Below are 14,113 nucleotides of genomic sequence, written 5' to 3' on the forward strand. Positions count from 1 at the left end.
CGGATGAGGTTGGGGGCTCGGCGGTCGATCACGTTTTCGGCTGGCCGACCTGCTCGGGGCCTTCCTCGGCCCAGCCGAAGACCACCCGCTCCAGATCTCCGAGGTAGACGACGTCGGTATGGGAGCGGAAGGCGTCGATGCGCTGGTCCACGTAGTCCTGGACCTCCGCATCCGCGAGATCGACGCGGACCCGGTTCCGTCGTGACAGCCGGCTCCATTCCAGCAGATCGGAGTCGGTGGCGCGGTCCATCCACACCCAGATGCCGTTGCCCAGCTTTACGATGTCCTGGGGGTGGAAGAGGCTGCCGGTGCGTCGGCGGCGGGGGTTGCGGTGTTCGCCGAAGTCGGTGACGAGGCTCTCGGCGAGCTTGTCCAGTGCGGCGGCTTTGATGTGCGGGTCGAGGTCCTTGCGGGTGAGCTGCTCGCGCACCGCGTCGGTGAGGTGGCGTTTGTGGAAGCGGCCGTCGGCATCGGTCAGAGCGACGGCGCTCTGCTCGACGATGTGCTGCAGACGGATGTAGGCGGTGTTTGTCACGGCAGGTCACGCTCCTGCCAGACCTGGTCCATCTCGGCGAGTGCCTCCATGGCGTACGCGATGGTCTCGCGGGTGATGGGCGTACCGCTGGCGAACGCGGGATCGTACCGGCTGAAGGTGCGGGTACCGCGTGCCTGGGCGAGCGGCGGGACCACTTCGTCCAGCAGGCGGGTGGCCACGCGGCGCTGCCGCTTGTCCTCCTCGACGCGCTCGGTTCGCTCTGCCCACGCGCCGGCCAGCGTCAGCTCGCCCTCGACGACCCGGTCGGCCAGCTCGGGGTCCTCCTGCCGCAGGCGAGCGAGCTGCACCTCCGCGGAGTTGGCCTTGGCCTTGTTCTCCAGGGCGACCGCGTACGCCTCGTTCAGCCCGGTAGCGCCGCTGATCACCGGATCCACGAGATCGGGGGCGTGCTGGAGTACGACGTTCGCCTTACCCACGGTGCCGAGCGCGACTCCCAGCTGTTCACTCAGTGAACGGGAGGACCGTTCACTCGGTGAACGCCCGCTCTGTTCACTCAGTGAACAGGCTTTGGCGGTGATCATGGCGATCTGACCCTTGGTCAGATTGCGTCGATGGACGTTTGCCGACAGGGCGTAGCCGTTGGGATCGTCACCGTCGTATGTGACGTACGTGGGCTCGACGTCGGCGATCTCGCATGCCTTCAGGCGGTTGCGTCCGTCGATGACTCGGCCGTCGCGATCGAGAACGACGGGGTGTAGCAGGCCCTGCTCCTTGATGTCCTCGGCGAGGGCCTTGAGGTCTTCCTCGTCGAGCGCGGGGAAGAGCAGGATGGTCGGGTGGAACTGGATGAGTGACTCCTGGTGAGGTGATGAGGCGGGCCGTCGCCCGCGAGGGAGGCTTTCAGCGCAGACGCGCGTCGGTATCGAACAGTTGCAGTTCGTGGGGGTGGAGGAGGTGCTGGACGATGAAGGATCGTCCGGCGACCTTCCACAGGCCGCGTCCGCGGTGGAGGTGGGCGATGGCCTCGGTTTCGACGGAGGTCAGGCCGAGCAGGGAGGCGGCGGCGTGGAGCTGGTCGGTTTCCTGCCGGTAGATGATGCGGGTGGAGCAGTCGGCGAGGAGGCCCTCGGCGAGTGCCCGGCCCTGCGATCCGGCGTCGCCGGCGGTGAGCAGGTCGGACAGGCGGTGGATGACCATGAGGTTGGCGATGCCGAGTCCGCGGGAGAGTTTCCACTGGGCCTGCATGCGCTGCAGGAGGCCGACGTGGCGCATCAGGCGCCATGCCTCGTCGTAGACGATCCAGCGCCGGCCGCCGTGCGGGTCGGTCAGAGCGGACTCCATCCAGGCGGAGGCACAGGTCATGGCCAGGACGAGAGCGGTGTCGTCGCCGGATCCTCCGAGCCGGGACAGGTCGATGGTCAGCATCGGCGCACATGGGTCGAAACGGACGGTGGACGGCGCGTCGAACATGCCGGCGAGGTCGCCGTGGACGAGGCGGCGCATAGCGTGGGCGAGGTCGCGGGCGGCATCACCCAGGTGGCCGGACATGGTCCCGGCGGCCTTGTCGAGCTGTGCCGGGTGATTCAGGGCGGCGGCGACATCACCGAGCAGCGGCGTGCGGCCGGTGCCGGTGGCGCCGGCGACCGCAACGTCGAGAGCGACGTCCAGCGCGGTGTGTTCCATCGGCAGCAGATCCCGCCCCAGGACGGTCCGGGCCAGGGAACCGAGCAGGAGCAGGCGCCTCTTTCGGATCTCACCCTCCCAGTCGGCCTCGGAAATGCTCTCCGGGCGCGGGGCCGCGTCCAGGGGATTGAGGCGGCCGGGCAGTCCGGGGCCCAGCGCGACGGAGGTGCCGCCCAGCGCCTGGGCGACCGGCGTCCACTCGCCCTTCGGATCGCACGGGACGTAGACGCGGTAGCCGAAGGCCACAGAGCGCAGGGCGAAGCTCTTGGCGAGCGCGGATTTGCCCTGGCCGATCACGCCGGCCAAAAGGATGTTGGGGTTGGTGAAGCCCTCGATACGGCCGTAGAGCGCGAAGGGGTCGAAGACGAAGCTGGCCTCGGCGTGCACGTCGCGTCCGATGTAGATGCCCTCGGCACCGAGCCCGCCTTCGGCGAGGAAGGGGTAGGCGCCCGCCGCGATGGCGGTGGTCATGCGGTGGGCGGGCAGCTTCAGCCGGTTGCCGCGTGCGGACGCCGGCCCAGGACGTCCGGCCGGGGGATACACCGGCGGGGATGTGTCATGTTCGGCCGGTGCATCGTCGGCGAAGGGGTGGGTGGCAGTTTCGGTGCGTACCTTGGCGGCGGCTTCGGCGAGCTGGCGGCGGGCGGCGCGCCGGGCGGCGCGGTCGGTGCCGTGCGGGGTGAACAGGGGGCTGGCGGAAGCGCGGCGTGCGCGGCGGGCGGGCCGGTGGTTCATCGGGGGCCCTCGATTTGATGGGTGGTCCTCACCGCACACATGCGGTGGTGTGCGGTGCGCGGTGCAGGTCGGTGGGGGTGGTCTTGCGCCGGACGGCGTGCCCGGCGGTGAGGTGGCGCTGGCAGATGGTGAGGAAGGGCGGTCCCTCGGGGAGCTGCTCGGGCCGGCACTCGGTGGAGGCGGCGGGATCGGCCGGCAAGAAGTGGAAGGCCGCGTGGATGTCGGTCATGGCCTGCCACAGCCGGGTGTGCGCGGCGGCGAGGTGCCGACCCGCTCCCGGGTGCGGGGGCCTTGCTGTCTCGGCCAGCTGGTCGAGGAGCCGGTGCAGTTCCCTGAGGTGCGCGTGGAGAGTGTCGAGGTGAGCGCGGTCTACCGGCTCCGGTTGCGGTGAGCGGTTCAAGGCGCGCGTGTGGTGGCGGATGCCTGCCGTGGCGGCACGCAGGTAGGGGTGCGAGTCGGGTTCGCTGGGGCGGGTCTGGGTCAATGGGAGGTCCTTGCCGCCGGGGAGGCGGGAGCGGGGGCCGGGGGCGAGCTGGTGACTGGAACGGGGAGACGAGCGGGCGAGGTTGGGGTGGCGCCGGTCGCGGGCAACGCAGTGGTTTTTTGTTCGCCGCGCAGGTCGGCGTACTCGCCGCGTGTCGGAAGACCGGGATGGCTCTGCTGCGGCAGATAGATGATGTCCGCGCCGTGGCCGTCAGGGGTTCCGGCGTCAGCCAGGTACCACTCGTGCCAGCTCGGCAGGCCAGCCAGGATGCGGGCGGCATCATCGAGGTCCATGGCGTTGACGACAAAGCTCGTCGGCGCCTCTCCCATGTGCCGCTCATGACCGGCGAACGTCAGGGTGAAGGGGCCTGGCGCTGGTGGGCCGAGGAGATTGGCGAGGCGGTTCCGTACGGTGTCGAGGTGGTCACTGGCCTCAATGGCCGTGGTGATGCGGGCGTCGTCGTACTCGCGCAGCTTCTCCTCGACCACCTCCCCCTCGGCGTCGCGGTACTCGTCGAGGACGGCGCGGTGGCGGGCGGCCAGCTCCTCGCAGGAGGTCAGCAGGGTTCGAAGTTCGTGCAGCAGATTGTTGTGGCCGGTGATCGGTGTCAGTGCGTGTCCCGGGGAGTGGGGCTTAGAGGGTGGTGCGGGCGAGGGGGAGTGCCGCGACGGCGAAGGCGTCGGGCTGCTGGTACCAGAGCCGGCGCAGGTCGACGCCGGCGGTGACGGCGGCGGTCTCGATCTGTGCGCAGGCTGCGTCGAGGGCGGCGTCGGTGTCGGCGGTGACGGTGATCAGGCCGGTCAGGGCGACGTCGGCGTGTCCGGCGATCAGCTGGCGCTCGCGGTTTTTGACGTCGGCGTACTCGATGGAGTCCTCTTCGCTGTCGACCTGCCCGCGCCGGGCGCGTTCGGAGGCGTCGGCGATGATCGCGGCCTTCTTGCGCTGGACGTCGCGCAGGGCGGACTCGAGCTTCTGTGGGACGTAGGTGAGGGAGAGGGTGCGGCGCACGCCGGCGGTGAACATCAGGCCGTGCAGGAAGCCTGCTCCCATCTCGGTGCGCGGCCAGTTTTCCACCCAGTAGGTGGTGTGGCGGGCGGAGTCGGTGGCGATGCGGTCGTACTCCTCGACCTGGACGACGGGGCCGGCGGCGGCAGGGTCCGCTTCCGCGCGGCCGGTCGGTGACCACTGCTGGAGCGCGGCGAGCGCGTGGGGGTCGTAGGCGGTGCGTACGACGGCGGCGATCTCTCGCGCGGACAGCCACCCGGTGATCATCAGTCCGGCGTTCCGGGCGGCCTGGACGATGGAGGAGGTGGTCTGTTCCAGGACGGTGAACGCGCCGGGCAGTCCTCCGCCGGCCTGGGAGATGAGGCGCTTAGCGGCCTTGAGGTCGAGGCAGATCGCCAAGTAGGTCTCGTGCGGGGCGGCGGCCGGTCCGGCGGAGGCGACCAGGTCGGCGTATACCTGTCCGGCGACCGGGGTTTCGGGCCGGCCGTGCTGGGCCCAGTGCCGGGCCAGGGTGTCACCGGAGTCGGGGACGGTGCGTTCCAGGACCTGCACGGTGGCGACGTGCCCAGTGCGGGCGGTGCCCGCGAGCACGCGCCCCCAGCCGTTGACGTTGTGGTTCTGCGTGGCCGGGTCGAGCAGGGCGAAGGCACGGCTGCTGACGCGGGCGACGGCGGTGAGGGTCTGCTGGTGCGGGTCGTGGACGGCGGCGGCGCCGTTGGCGGAGTCGCCCGGGGTGACGACCTTGAGGGAGGCCGCGGTGCCGGGCAGGTGGAGGATGCCGTCCTGGCGGGGCCGGGTGACGGGCCGGGCCAGCCACAGGGTCTGTCCGCTGTGGCGGCGCCAGGCGTAGCGGGCGACCACGGGGGCCCAGTCGATCAGGGAGCGGCCCTGCCGGCGGACGGCGACCAGGGCGGCGACCGCTGCCCACAGCGGGGACAGGGCGATAACACCGAGCAGCCCGGTTGAAAGAACTGTGATCAGGAGCAGGGCCAGCGCGGTGGAGACGAGGACGAGCTGGTGCAGGGTGAGGCCGAGCAGGACGCCGCGGCGACTGCGGTGGGGGAACTTGACGGTCGGGGTGACGGTGAGGCCGGACAAGGGCTGGTCCTGGGGCGAAGGCCCGGGGGCGGGAGGATTCCCGCCCCCGGGGTTCGGGCATCGGGCAGGGGGTCACAGTCCGGCCGCGGGCGGCGGCGGAGGGGAGACCGGCCCGCTCGTTCCGGCGTTCTGCGCGCCCGGGGAGGGCGCGGCACCCTGCGGTGGCGGAGTCGTCGTCGGCGGGGTCGGCCGCCACCGGGCTTGCGTCCCGTCGGCGGCTGCGGAGCCGTGGCCGAAGCCGACACCGGTGCTGCCAGTAGTGCTGGGGCCGGTTGCTGTGTGTCCGCTGGTGTCCTCGGCGACATGGTCCGGCGGTGGCTGAACGGCTTGTTCCACACCGGTCTTGACGGAAGTGCCGCCGGACGCACCAACCGCGCCCGTGTCAGGTGCGGAGTCCGTTCCGTTGCCGGACGGGCTGGCGGCGATGTCGCCGGGGAACCCGTGCTGTCCGGGCACGCTGTCCGGGCCCTGCGGAGCGGCAGCGGCACCGCCGGCTCCGGCGGTGGCTGCCATGGAGACGGTCTTCCGCCCGGCGCGCTCGGCGTGCTGCCGGGCCATCTGCGCACCGGCCCCGCCGGCGCGGTGCAGCGTCTCCCCGTCGGAGCCCTCGGTCGCCCAGTGCACGAACTTGAACGTCGCGTACGGGCACAGCAGCACCAGGACCATGATCACGATGCCGGCGAGGACGTCGGCCAGGGCTGCCAGGCCGTCCTTGGTGTCGGAATTACCCATGGCGGCGATGCCGAGGACGAAGATGATCGTCATCAGCAGCTTGGAGACCACCAGGGTGGCGGTGGCCTCGATCCAGCCCTTGCGCCAGCGGCGCGCGGCCTCCCAGCCGCCACCGGCGCCGGCGAAGGGGGCGAGGGTGACCATGACCAGGATGCCGACCTTGCGCACCATCATGACGCACCAGTAGAGGAAGGCGCCGATGGCGGTTGCCAGTCCGGCGAAGACGGCGACGAGCCAGCCCAGCCCGGTCACTCCTGCTAGGGCGCTGACCTTGACGATACGGCGCACCGCGGAGGCCAGGTCGGTGTTCGCGGCCTCGAACAATCCGGCGGACAGGGCGTCGGTCACTTCGATCGCGACTGCGGTCAGGGCGATGGCGGCGAACGCGAAGATCACACCGGAGGCTGTGCCGGTGAACGCCTGGGTCAGGGCCTGGCCGTCGCGGCGGATCGCGGCACGCACCAGCTGCGCGCAGAAGGTGGCCACGAGCATGACCAGGCCGATGGGCAGGATTGTCTCGTAGTTGTCGCGGAACCATCCCGCGTTCAGGTCGACGCGGGTGGTGGCGTCGACGGCCTTGGACGCCAGGTCGGCTGCGGACGCGGCGAGTTCGCCGGCGCTTTTCGCCATCCAGTCGCCGATGTACTTGCCCGGGTCGGAGGCGAAGTCGATGGCTTCGCCGACCGCGCAGACCTTGTCCGCGACAGGGAGATCACAAAACCCCATGAGGACTCCTTTCGGTCAGGGCGCGACGCGCGGGGCGATGGCGACGAGCGAGCAGTCGGCGGAGGGACGGCACTGGACGGCGAGGGTGACCGAGCGGTCCTCCGCCCCCGTGCCACCCTTGGCCCAGGTGATCGTCTGCTTGCCGGTGACGGTGACCGCGTAGATGTACGCCTTGGTGATCGCGGCCGGGTCCTCGGCGAGCGCCTGCTTGAAGGCGGCCGGGTAGTGGCCCTCGGCGATGGTGGCGGTGGCGTGCTGCTTCTGGTCCGCCATCCGCGACCACAGCACCGGGTCCGGGATCTGCGCCGAGACCGACGCCCAGTCGCCGTACTCACTCTCCTTCGTCATCCACGCTCGCATGCCGGTCAGCTGCTGGGCCTGGCTGGTGGTGCGGGTGTCGTAGGACCAGAGCATCTTCGCGGCGGCCTTGGCGAACTCCACCGGATCGGAGATCCTCGGCGGCCCGGCCACCGGGCCGCTCCAGGAGGAGGGCTGGCCGGCCGGGGCGGCGTAGCTGTGCGCGGGTGACGGGGCTGGGGCGGCGGCGTCGGGGTGGTCGTCGCGGCCGGTGAGGACAGCGGTGGCGGCGGCCAGGGCCAGCAGGCAGACCAGGCCGATCGCGATCACGGTGACGCGACGGTTCGGCGACCAGCGCAGGCTGTAGTCGGTGAGGCGTTTGAGCATCAGTGGACCTGCGACCCCAGGCTGGAGAAGAAGGCCACGATGCCGTTGGCCGCACCGAGCCCGAGGGCGGCGCCGGCGGCGACGGTGGCGCCCTTCTTGCCGTTGGCCTCGGCCTGGTGGCCACCGGTGTGGTGACCCCACGCCCAGACCGCGAGGCTGACGGCGAGAGCACCGACGACCGCGATGATGCCGAACAGGTTGATCGAGTTGACGACGTTCTTCAGGACGGACAGGCCCGGAAGGCCGCCGCCCTTGGGGGAGATGCCTGGATCGTAGGCGAGCTGGACGACACGGTCGGCGAGCAGTGACACGGGGATAGAAGGCTCCTTGCGTGTGCGGGCCAGAAGGCACGGGCGGGAAGGTCAGGAAGACGAGGTAGGTTCGCCCGGCGGCGCGAGAGAGGGGCGTGGCGTCACAGGACGCGGCGGGCGGCGAGGACGGTCCAGTCCTTGAGCGGCGTGATCCGCACCGGCTTTCCGGTACGGGGCGCCTCGATGACCAGGCCCTCGCCGATGTACATGCCGACGTGCTCGGGCCGGGCGGCCGTGCCGCGGCTGAAGAGCAGATCACCGGGCTTCAGGGCCTTCGGTGAGACGGCCTTGCCCTCGCCCAACTGTGTGTAGGTGGTGCGGGTGAGGGTGATGCCGGCGTGCTTGTACGCCTGCTGCATCAGCGAGCTGCAGTCGCAGCGGGCCATGGCGTCGGGGCCGTGAGGGTTGGTGCAGGAGCCGCCCCACTGGTACATCGTGCCGAGCTGGTGCATTGCCCAGATGATCGCCTTGCGGGCTCGCGGGTCGGTGCCCTTGGGGATCGTGTATCCCTTCGGGACGGCGCCCTCGGGGATCGGCCCGAAGGACGTGCCGTCGGCCATGCCGCAGCCGGTTGCGGTGGCGGGCGCCGTGTCGTCCTTGCTGGTGTCCTTCGGCCCGGAGCCGGGGAAGGTGGCGGAGATGGCCTTTTGCAGCGCGGTCGCCAGCGGCTCCCACTGCGCGTAGGCGTCCGGGTAGGCGGAGCGTTGCACCGCCTGGGCGGCCTGGGTGACGGTCATCTGCTGCCAGCCGTGCACCTGCAGCAGTGCCTTATAGAACCGCTCGCTCGCGTAGACGGGGTCGTGGATCTGCTCGGCGGTGCCCCAGCCCTGGCTGGGCCGCTGCTGGAACAGACCGAGTGAATCCCGGTCGCCTCCGGACAGGTTGCGCAGACGGCTCTCCTGCATCGCGGTGGCCAGCGCCACGATCTGTCCCCGGGCGGGCATGTGCAGGCCGATGCCGGTGGCGACGATGGTCTGCGCGTTCGGGATCTGCTCGGCGGGCAGGTCCAGGCCCTTGATGCGGACCTTGGAGGCGTCGGCGCCGTCGAGGATCTCGGTGACCTGGTCAGCGATTTTGCTGGTGTCCACGTCGGTCAGGCAGTCCAGCGGTGAGGCGGTGTTCTGGGCGGCTTCCCTGGAGGTGGCCATCATCATGGCGCTTCCGCCCAGGAGGAGGGGGGAGAGGAAGACGACGCCGATGCCGGCGGCGAGCGCCTTCAACCGGAAGCGCTCACGGTCCGTTTACCGGTTTCGGGCAGGGGCGGGTAACGAGAGGTCATGCATCCTCCGGGTGCAGTGTCCGGCCGCGCGGGCGCGGGGTGTGGTGGAAAGGGACCGCGGCGGCCGGGGCGGGCTTGAGTGAACGGGCTGGTGCGGGCGAGTAGCCGCTCATCTGCACCAGCCGGGAAGTGACCTAGGTGTGCGGGGGCACGGGAAACCTCCACGAGGCACAGGGGAAGAGGCAACGGCAGTGTGCACCGGCCGGGTTCAAAAACAGTAGACGCGAAACGGCCGTTGACCAAAAAGTCGGCGGCGAGGTATCGGAATCCGGCCCCTCAGTAGGGCACTTCTTGGTCGTCGGCCGATTCGCGTCTACAGTTTTTCAACTCCCCTCGCTCTCCCCAACCGGTCGGCCACGGGCTTCTCCATGCCCGGAGGCCGGGCTGCGGGGCTTTCACGCGATGGGCACCCCCACCCGCTCCCACCCGAATCGGGGTTCTCTTTGCCTTTTTCCCTGCATCAGGGCGACGCCCTGAGCGTTCTTGCCAAGCTCCCGGACGACTGCGTCGATGCGGTCATCACCGACCCGCCGTACAACTCCGGCGGGCGCACGGCGAAGGAGCGCACCAGCCGCTCGGCGAAGCAGAAGTACACCTCCGCCGACGCCAAGCACACGCTGCCGGATTTCACCGGCGAGAACATGGACCAGCGTTCCTACGGGTTCTGGCTGACGCAGATCATGACCGAGGCTCACCGCCTCGCCAAGAGCGGTGGCACGGCGCTGCTGTTCACGGACTGGCGCCAGCTGCCCATCACCACGGACGCGATCCAGGCGGCCGGCTGGCTGTGGCGCGGCGTCGTGGCCTGGCATAAGCCCCAGGCCCGGCCCCAGAAGGGCCGCTTCACCCAGAACTGCGAGTTCGTCGTGTGGGCATCCAAGGGGTCGATCGACGCCTCCCGTAACCCCGTCTATCTGCCGGGTATGTACTCCGCCTCCCAGCCGTCGGGTTCCAAGCGCCAGCACATCACGCAAAAGCCGGTCGAGGTGATGCGCGAGCTGGTCAAGATCAGCCCGCCGGGCGGCACGGTCCTCGATTTCTGCGCCGGCTCCGGCTCCACCGGCGTGGCTGCCCTCCTCGAAGGCCGGGACTTCATCGGCGTGGAGAAGACCAAGCATTACGCGTCCATCGCCGCCGACCGGCTGACGGAAACCATCCGCCAGGGTCTCGGCCAGGACGACATGGTTCTCACCGCCTGACGCCACAACCCCTCGCCACATCCACGGGTGACGCCCGCATCATTCAGCCGGTGCGTTACCGGCATCCATTTGCCCCTATTGCCTTGGCACTCAGGAGGTTTTTCCTTCATGCCCGAATCGATTGAGCCCCCTGCCGACGGGGGACCGGACCCGGTGCGTATCCCGGACACCCAGCTGGAGGGGATCGAAGCCAGCGTCCGCCGACTCATGGAGCAGACTGCGGAGCAGGCCCGGCAGTTGGACCACCTCGCCTCCACCCCGTCCTCTGCCCCCTCGCCCTTCGCGGCGTTCGGCTTGCCCAGCTTCGGCGGACCGCCGGCACCGGCCATGCCGGAGCCGCGGCCCATCCTGGAGCTGGAAGGCGAAGCGTACGAGGACGAACTCGACGCGCTGTCGGACTGGGTCGACGACTTCCTCCTCCCGGTCTACGGAGCGGAGGTCACCACCGCGGCGCCCTGGTGCCTGCAATGGCAGGAACACAGCGACATCGTCGCCTGGCTGCACGCCTTGTGGCTGGCCTACCAGCAGCACAAGGACCCCGAGGCGGGCCTGGCCGGCATGTTCGTGTGGCACCGCGACTTCCTCACCCACGCCATGGCGGCCATCCGTGCCCCCGGCGGCCCCCTGTCCGCCTGCATGACCTCCCCCGAGCGCCCCGCCCACCGACTCCTTCCCGGACCGCCCCCCTCGGCCCGCACGGAAAAGGAGTCCGAGGCGCAGGCGCCTGGGCCCGGTGAGGCCGGGCCGGCGTCATGAACCAGGGCCAGCGGCCGGCCTTCGGGCTGAGCTTCGACCCCCGTGCGCTGACCGACCTCCTCCAGGCGCCCTCCGACATCCGCGATCTCACCCTCGCCTACCTGCAGGAAGTGGTGAACGCCGAACGCTTCGGGACCCGCCTGACCGGCGACCTGGAGGGCTACCGCAAGCTGGTCGTGGACGCCCGCAAGGACTGGCGCGTCGTCTACGGCATCCGCCCGGCACCCCAGACGTCAGCGCACGCCCGGGAGATCTACGTGGTCGCTGTCCGGCCCCGGGCGGGCAACGACGTCTACGACGAGGTCGGTCGCCGGCTCGGCATGCGCCGCCGGCCGCTGAGCGCCCGCACCCACGCGGCACGCTCCCGCTCCCCGCAACTGGCCACCCGCCACTCCGTCTCCCGCGGGGTCCCGCTGCCGGCCGCCATGCCGGGCCTGCCCCGCATGGCACAGAGCGCCTCCCCGCTTCACACCCACTGACCACAAGGAGCCGTTATTGCCTCCCGACCGGGCGCCCACGGCCAGCCGGCGCGCCGTGTCCAGCTAGACCCCCGTATCGAGGCTGCCACCGGCCATGACGTCGACACCCTGTGGGCCCACCGCGACCGCGGCCTTCTGGACGAGTCTTACGCCGAACTGGTCGACCGGCACCGCGAGCTGGCGGCGGCCGAGACCAGCGTCACGTTCTACCGCACCCTCCTGCACCGGCTGTCCTCGGGCGAGTTCCCGCTCGATACCGCCCTGTCCGAGCGGATCGACCGCACCGTGGACCAGCTGCAGGAGGCCGCCGACACCCGCGACAGCGCCGCACAGCGTGTGCTCGCCGCGCTGGAGCCGATCGAAGCCGCCGCCCGATCCGCCCCGCCGTCCGGCGACCAGCAGATCACCACTGCCGATCAGGCGGCGCTGCTGGCCATCGCCGGGGGAGCCAAGCTCTACGAACACCTGCTGACCAGCCGCCTGTCGGTGACCACCGCCTCCGGCACCCGCATCCCCTACGTCCACCTGCAGCGGCTGCACTCCGCCGGCCTCGTGGACATCGATACCACCCACCCCGTCCACGCCGGTCAGCCGGTCAGCCTGACCGACACCGGCCGCGCCGCGCTGGCCACCAGCCGCCGTCCCCAGACGGCCCAGTCGCTGCCGACGTCGCGACCAGGGGCGTGGCCGTCCACTCCCACACAGCGGCGCTGACTCGCTAACCGGCTGCCCGCGCCACGAGTTTGTGGTGCTGCCCGGACTGATCCGCCGTGGATGCCCACCGGACGGGTGCAAGCCATCTCCTTCCGGCCCGGTTTCCGCGGCCGGAATGGGCCGCTCGCCGGCTGTCGGGCCGTTCGCTCTAAAACTGCGTCTGCGATTGGCGCGGCGAAACATACCCGATGATCGCCGGTTGGCCAAACCGGCGATTCTCCGGACTCTTATACGGCAGCCGGGACAACACCGGCCGGCACTTCCCCCCTTTCTTCTCCCCTGCATGGAGGCTACTTCCGCATGCGCGCAACCAGAATCGCCGTATCCGCCGCGCTCCTGGGCGCCCTCGCCCTGCCGATCGCGTCGTCCACGACCGCCTCGGCCGCTCCGGGCAACGCCCTGACCCAGTCCTGCACCGACCCGGGGCCCTGGATCATCGGCACGAAGGCCGTGACCATCCGCTCCAAGGCGTCGGTCAAGTCCACCGCCGTCGGCATCCTGTACCGCGGGCACAAGTTCACCGTCCACAAGACCAGCGGCAAGTGGCGCTACATCACGGACCGCACGACGGGCGTGAAGGGCTGGGTGTCCGCCGCCTACGTCTACCGCGACGTCCCCATGTGCCTCGACTAATCCCCGCCAGTAACGCAGCCGCATTTCAGCGCCCTTGACCGCTCGGTCTGTCGCCTCGCCACCCCGGCCGTTCGGGACCACCGTGTCTTTGGAAGAGGAGTCTTTCTTGTCCGCCGCTCCACCCGATCCGATAAACGACGTCGTGGGCGTGCTCACCGCACAGATCAAAGCCCGATTCGGAATGAGCATCGACCACTTGAAGGCCGCCGCCACCGCTGCGCCGACCGCCAATTCCGACGCCACCGACATCGTCAAGTGGCACGGCATGCTTCTGGAGTCGCAAGCGACGCTCGACCGCGCGGAGGACGCCCTCGTGGCCGCGCTGGAGAGCCAGCCCAGCGAGGTGGACGACCCGACGATGGAGTTGGCCCATCGCGTCAATAAGGCCGTCGCCGTCCGCGACGGTCGAGCCATGGTCGTGCGGTGGCTGCTCGACCCGAACACCGTGGGCAAGCACGGCCTGGCCGCCCGGCTGCTGACCCGCTTCGGCCAGCGCCAGGGACCGGCCGTACCGACCACCGCTCCGCCGCGGCCGGCGACCGCGCCGCAGCCGGGAAGGAACCTTGCGCGGTGAGCGCCCGGCTCAAGCCCAGCTCTGCGGACGAACGCCTGCACCAGATCTTCGGCGCTCCGGTCGGCGACCTGTACACAGCCGCAGTACTCCCCGACACCTCCCCGGCGCTGGCACGGGCACTGGAACTGCGCTCCTTCCTGGCCGTGGCCGAGGAGCAGGTCGCCCGGGTCCGCGACCGCGTCCACGCCGCGATGGCCCCAGACCGGGACATGAACGACCTGTCCGCCGAGGCCCTGCGCTGGGACCAGCAGTGGCTGCAGGCGGCACTTGAAACCCGCGACGGCTACCGCACCGCGCTCGATCAGCTCCTGCGCGCCATGCCCGTACCCGGGCAGCACGCCCGGACGGCGCGCACCGCGCAACCGGCCCTTCCCTCCACCCCGTCCACGGCCGCGGTCGCCCCCGCCCCCCCCCGGGGCCGGGGGGCCCCGGCCCCCCCCCAGGGTAAACCCCGGGCTGTCCCACCCCCCCGGCACCCCCCAAGCCCCACGGCTCGCGGGCCGCTAACGGCCCCCCCAACCCCCC

17 protein-coding genes and 1 pseudogene are annotated in these 14,113 nt (G+C 70.6%); 7 read left to right on the forward strand and 11 right to left on the reverse strand.

The annotated features are described in order from the left end of the window. Positions 1–28: 28 nt before the first annotated feature. From ACH4LD_RS07575 to ACH4LD_RS07625, 11 genes and pseudogenes are all read right to left on the reverse strand, one after another. Positions 29–535 (reverse strand): hypothetical protein, encoded by a 507-nt coding sequence (locus ACH4LD_RS07575; protein WP_398058919.1) that lies wholly within the window; start codon positions 533–535, stop codon positions 29–31. Next, positions 532–972, reverse strand: a complete 441-nt coding sequence (locus tag ACH4LD_RS07580; RefSeq protein WP_398058918.1) for a hypothetical protein — start codon at positions 970–972, stop codon at positions 532–534. The genes ACH4LD_RS07575 and ACH4LD_RS07580 overlap by 4 nt, the downstream gene beginning before the upstream one ends. 195 nt (positions 973–1,167) lie before the next feature. Further along, positions 1,168–1,419 (reverse strand): annotated as a pseudogene (locus ACH4LD_RS07585) (ParB N-terminal domain-containing protein); the annotation flags it as partial. Further along, complete coding sequence (locus tag ACH4LD_RS07590; protein WP_398058917.1) at positions 1,397–2,914, reverse strand: ATP-binding protein; 1,518 nt, start codon at positions 2,912–2,914, stop codon at positions 1,397–1,399. The pseudogene ACH4LD_RS07585 and the gene ACH4LD_RS07590, both read right to left, overlap by 23 nt. Before the next feature lie 28 nt (positions 2,915–2,942). After that, the gene (locus ACH4LD_RS07595; protein WP_398058916.1) at positions 2,943–3,398 is read right to left on the reverse strand and encodes a DUF6238 family protein; all 456 of its coding nucleotides are present in this window, start codon (positions 3,396–3,398) and stop codon (positions 2,943–2,945) included. After that, positions 3,395–3,886 carry a hypothetical protein gene (locus ACH4LD_RS07600; RefSeq protein WP_398058915.1) on the reverse strand — a complete coding sequence of 164 codons (492 nt, stop codon included), beginning with the start codon at positions 3,884–3,886 and terminating at the stop codon, positions 3,395–3,397. The genes ACH4LD_RS07595 and ACH4LD_RS07600 overlap by 4 nt, the downstream gene beginning before the upstream one ends. A 145-nt stretch (positions 3,887–4,031) precedes the next feature. Continuing rightward, positions 4,032–5,501 carry an SCO6880 family protein gene (locus tag ACH4LD_RS07605; protein ID WP_398058914.1) on the reverse strand — a complete coding sequence of 490 codons (1,470 nt, stop codon included), beginning with the start codon at positions 5,499–5,501 and terminating at the stop codon, positions 4,032–4,034. A gap of 72 nt (positions 5,502–5,573) precedes the next feature. After that, positions 5,574–6,959: a conjugal transfer protein TrbL family protein gene (locus ACH4LD_RS07610; RefSeq protein ID WP_398058913.1), complete on the reverse strand. Its 1,386-nt coding sequence runs from the start codon at positions 6,957–6,959 to the stop codon at positions 5,574–5,576. Positions 6,960–6,974: 15 nt separating this feature from the next. Further along, positions 6,975–7,643, reverse strand: a complete 669-nt coding sequence (locus tag ACH4LD_RS07615; RefSeq protein ID WP_398058912.1) for a hypothetical protein — start codon at positions 7,641–7,643, stop codon at positions 6,975–6,977. Next, positions 7,643–7,954: a DUF6112 family protein gene (locus ACH4LD_RS07620; protein ID WP_221334072.1), complete on the reverse strand. Its 312-nt coding sequence runs from the start codon at positions 7,952–7,954 to the stop codon at positions 7,643–7,645. The genes ACH4LD_RS07615 and ACH4LD_RS07620 overlap by 1 nt, the downstream gene beginning before the upstream one ends. 101 nt (positions 7,955–8,055) lie before the next feature. Beyond that, positions 8,056–9,174 (reverse strand): C40 family peptidase, encoded by a 1,119-nt coding sequence (locus tag ACH4LD_RS07625; protein WP_398058911.1) that lies wholly within the window; start codon positions 9,172–9,174, stop codon positions 8,056–8,058. A 502-nt stretch (positions 9,175–9,676) separates the two neighbouring features. Between ACH4LD_RS07625 and ACH4LD_RS07630 the strand changes: the two genes are divergently transcribed. From ACH4LD_RS07630 to ACH4LD_RS07660, 7 genes are all read left to right on the forward strand, one after another. Next, positions 9,677–10,432: a DNA-methyltransferase gene (locus ACH4LD_RS07630; protein WP_398058910.1), complete on the forward strand. Its 756-nt coding sequence runs from the start codon at positions 9,677–9,679 to the stop codon at positions 10,430–10,432. A 207-nt stretch (positions 10,433–10,639) separates the two neighbouring features. Next, positions 10,640–11,188: a DUF4913 domain-containing protein gene (locus ACH4LD_RS07635; RefSeq protein WP_398058959.1), complete on the forward strand. Its 549-nt coding sequence runs from the start codon at positions 10,640–10,642 to the stop codon at positions 11,186–11,188. Continuing rightward, the gene (locus ACH4LD_RS07640) at positions 11,185–11,667 is read left to right on the forward strand and encodes a hypothetical protein (RefSeq protein ID WP_398058909.1); all 483 of its coding nucleotides are present in this window, start codon (positions 11,185–11,187) and stop codon (positions 11,665–11,667) included. Before ACH4LD_RS07635 ends, ACH4LD_RS07640 begins: the two co-directional genes overlap by 4 nt. A 285-nt stretch (positions 11,668–11,952) precedes the next feature. Beyond that, entirely contained in the window at positions 11,953–12,381 is a 429-nt protein-coding gene (locus ACH4LD_RS07645) for a hypothetical protein (RefSeq protein WP_398058908.1), read from the forward strand. 300 nt (positions 12,382–12,681) lie between these two features. Beyond that, positions 12,682–13,014 carry an SH3 domain-containing protein gene (locus tag ACH4LD_RS07650; protein ID WP_398058907.1) on the forward strand — a complete coding sequence of 111 codons (333 nt, stop codon included), beginning with the start codon at positions 12,682–12,684 and terminating at the stop codon, positions 13,012–13,014. Positions 13,015–13,162: 148 nt separating this feature from the next. After that, positions 13,163–13,588 carry a hypothetical protein gene (locus ACH4LD_RS07655; RefSeq protein ID WP_398058958.1) on the forward strand — a complete coding sequence of 142 codons (426 nt, stop codon included), beginning with the start codon at positions 13,163–13,165 and terminating at the stop codon, positions 13,586–13,588. Next, the coding region (locus ACH4LD_RS07660) for a hypothetical protein (protein ID WP_398106164.1) at positions 13,585–14,113 on the forward strand (529 nt) is incomplete at its 3' end. The genes ACH4LD_RS07655 and ACH4LD_RS07660, both read left to right, overlap by 4 nt.

The organism is Streptomyces sp. NPDC017676, from assembly GCF_044329325.1.
Taxonomy (GTDB): Bacteria; Actinomycetota; Actinomycetes; order Streptomycetales; family Streptomycetaceae; genus Streptomyces.

Bases quoted from the DNA above. Each gene is read 5' to 3' on its own strand.
- ACH4LD_RS07610 (WP_398058913.1), bottom strand. From the start codon at position 6,959: ATGGGGTTTTGTGATCTCCCTGTCGCGGACAAGGTCTGCGCGGTCGGC.
- ACH4LD_RS07640 (WP_398058909.1), top strand. From the start codon at position 11,185: ATGAACCAGGGCCAGCGGCCGGCCTTCGGGCTGAGCTTCGACCCCCGT.
- ACH4LD_RS07615 (WP_398058912.1), bottom strand. From the start codon at position 7,643: ATGCTCAAACGCCTCACCGACTACAGCCTGCGCTGGTCGCCGAACCGT.
- ACH4LD_RS07635 (WP_398058959.1), top strand. From the start codon at position 10,640: ATGGAGCAGACTGCGGAGCAGGCCCGGCAGTTGGACCACCTCGCCTCC.
- ACH4LD_RS07650 (WP_398058907.1), top strand. From the start codon at position 12,682: ATGCGCGCAACCAGAATCGCCGTATCCGCCGCGCTCCTGGGCGCCCTC.
- ACH4LD_RS07590 (WP_398058917.1), bottom strand. From the start codon at position 2,914: ATGAACCACCGGCCCGCCCGCCGCGCACGCCGCGCTTCCGCCAGCCCC.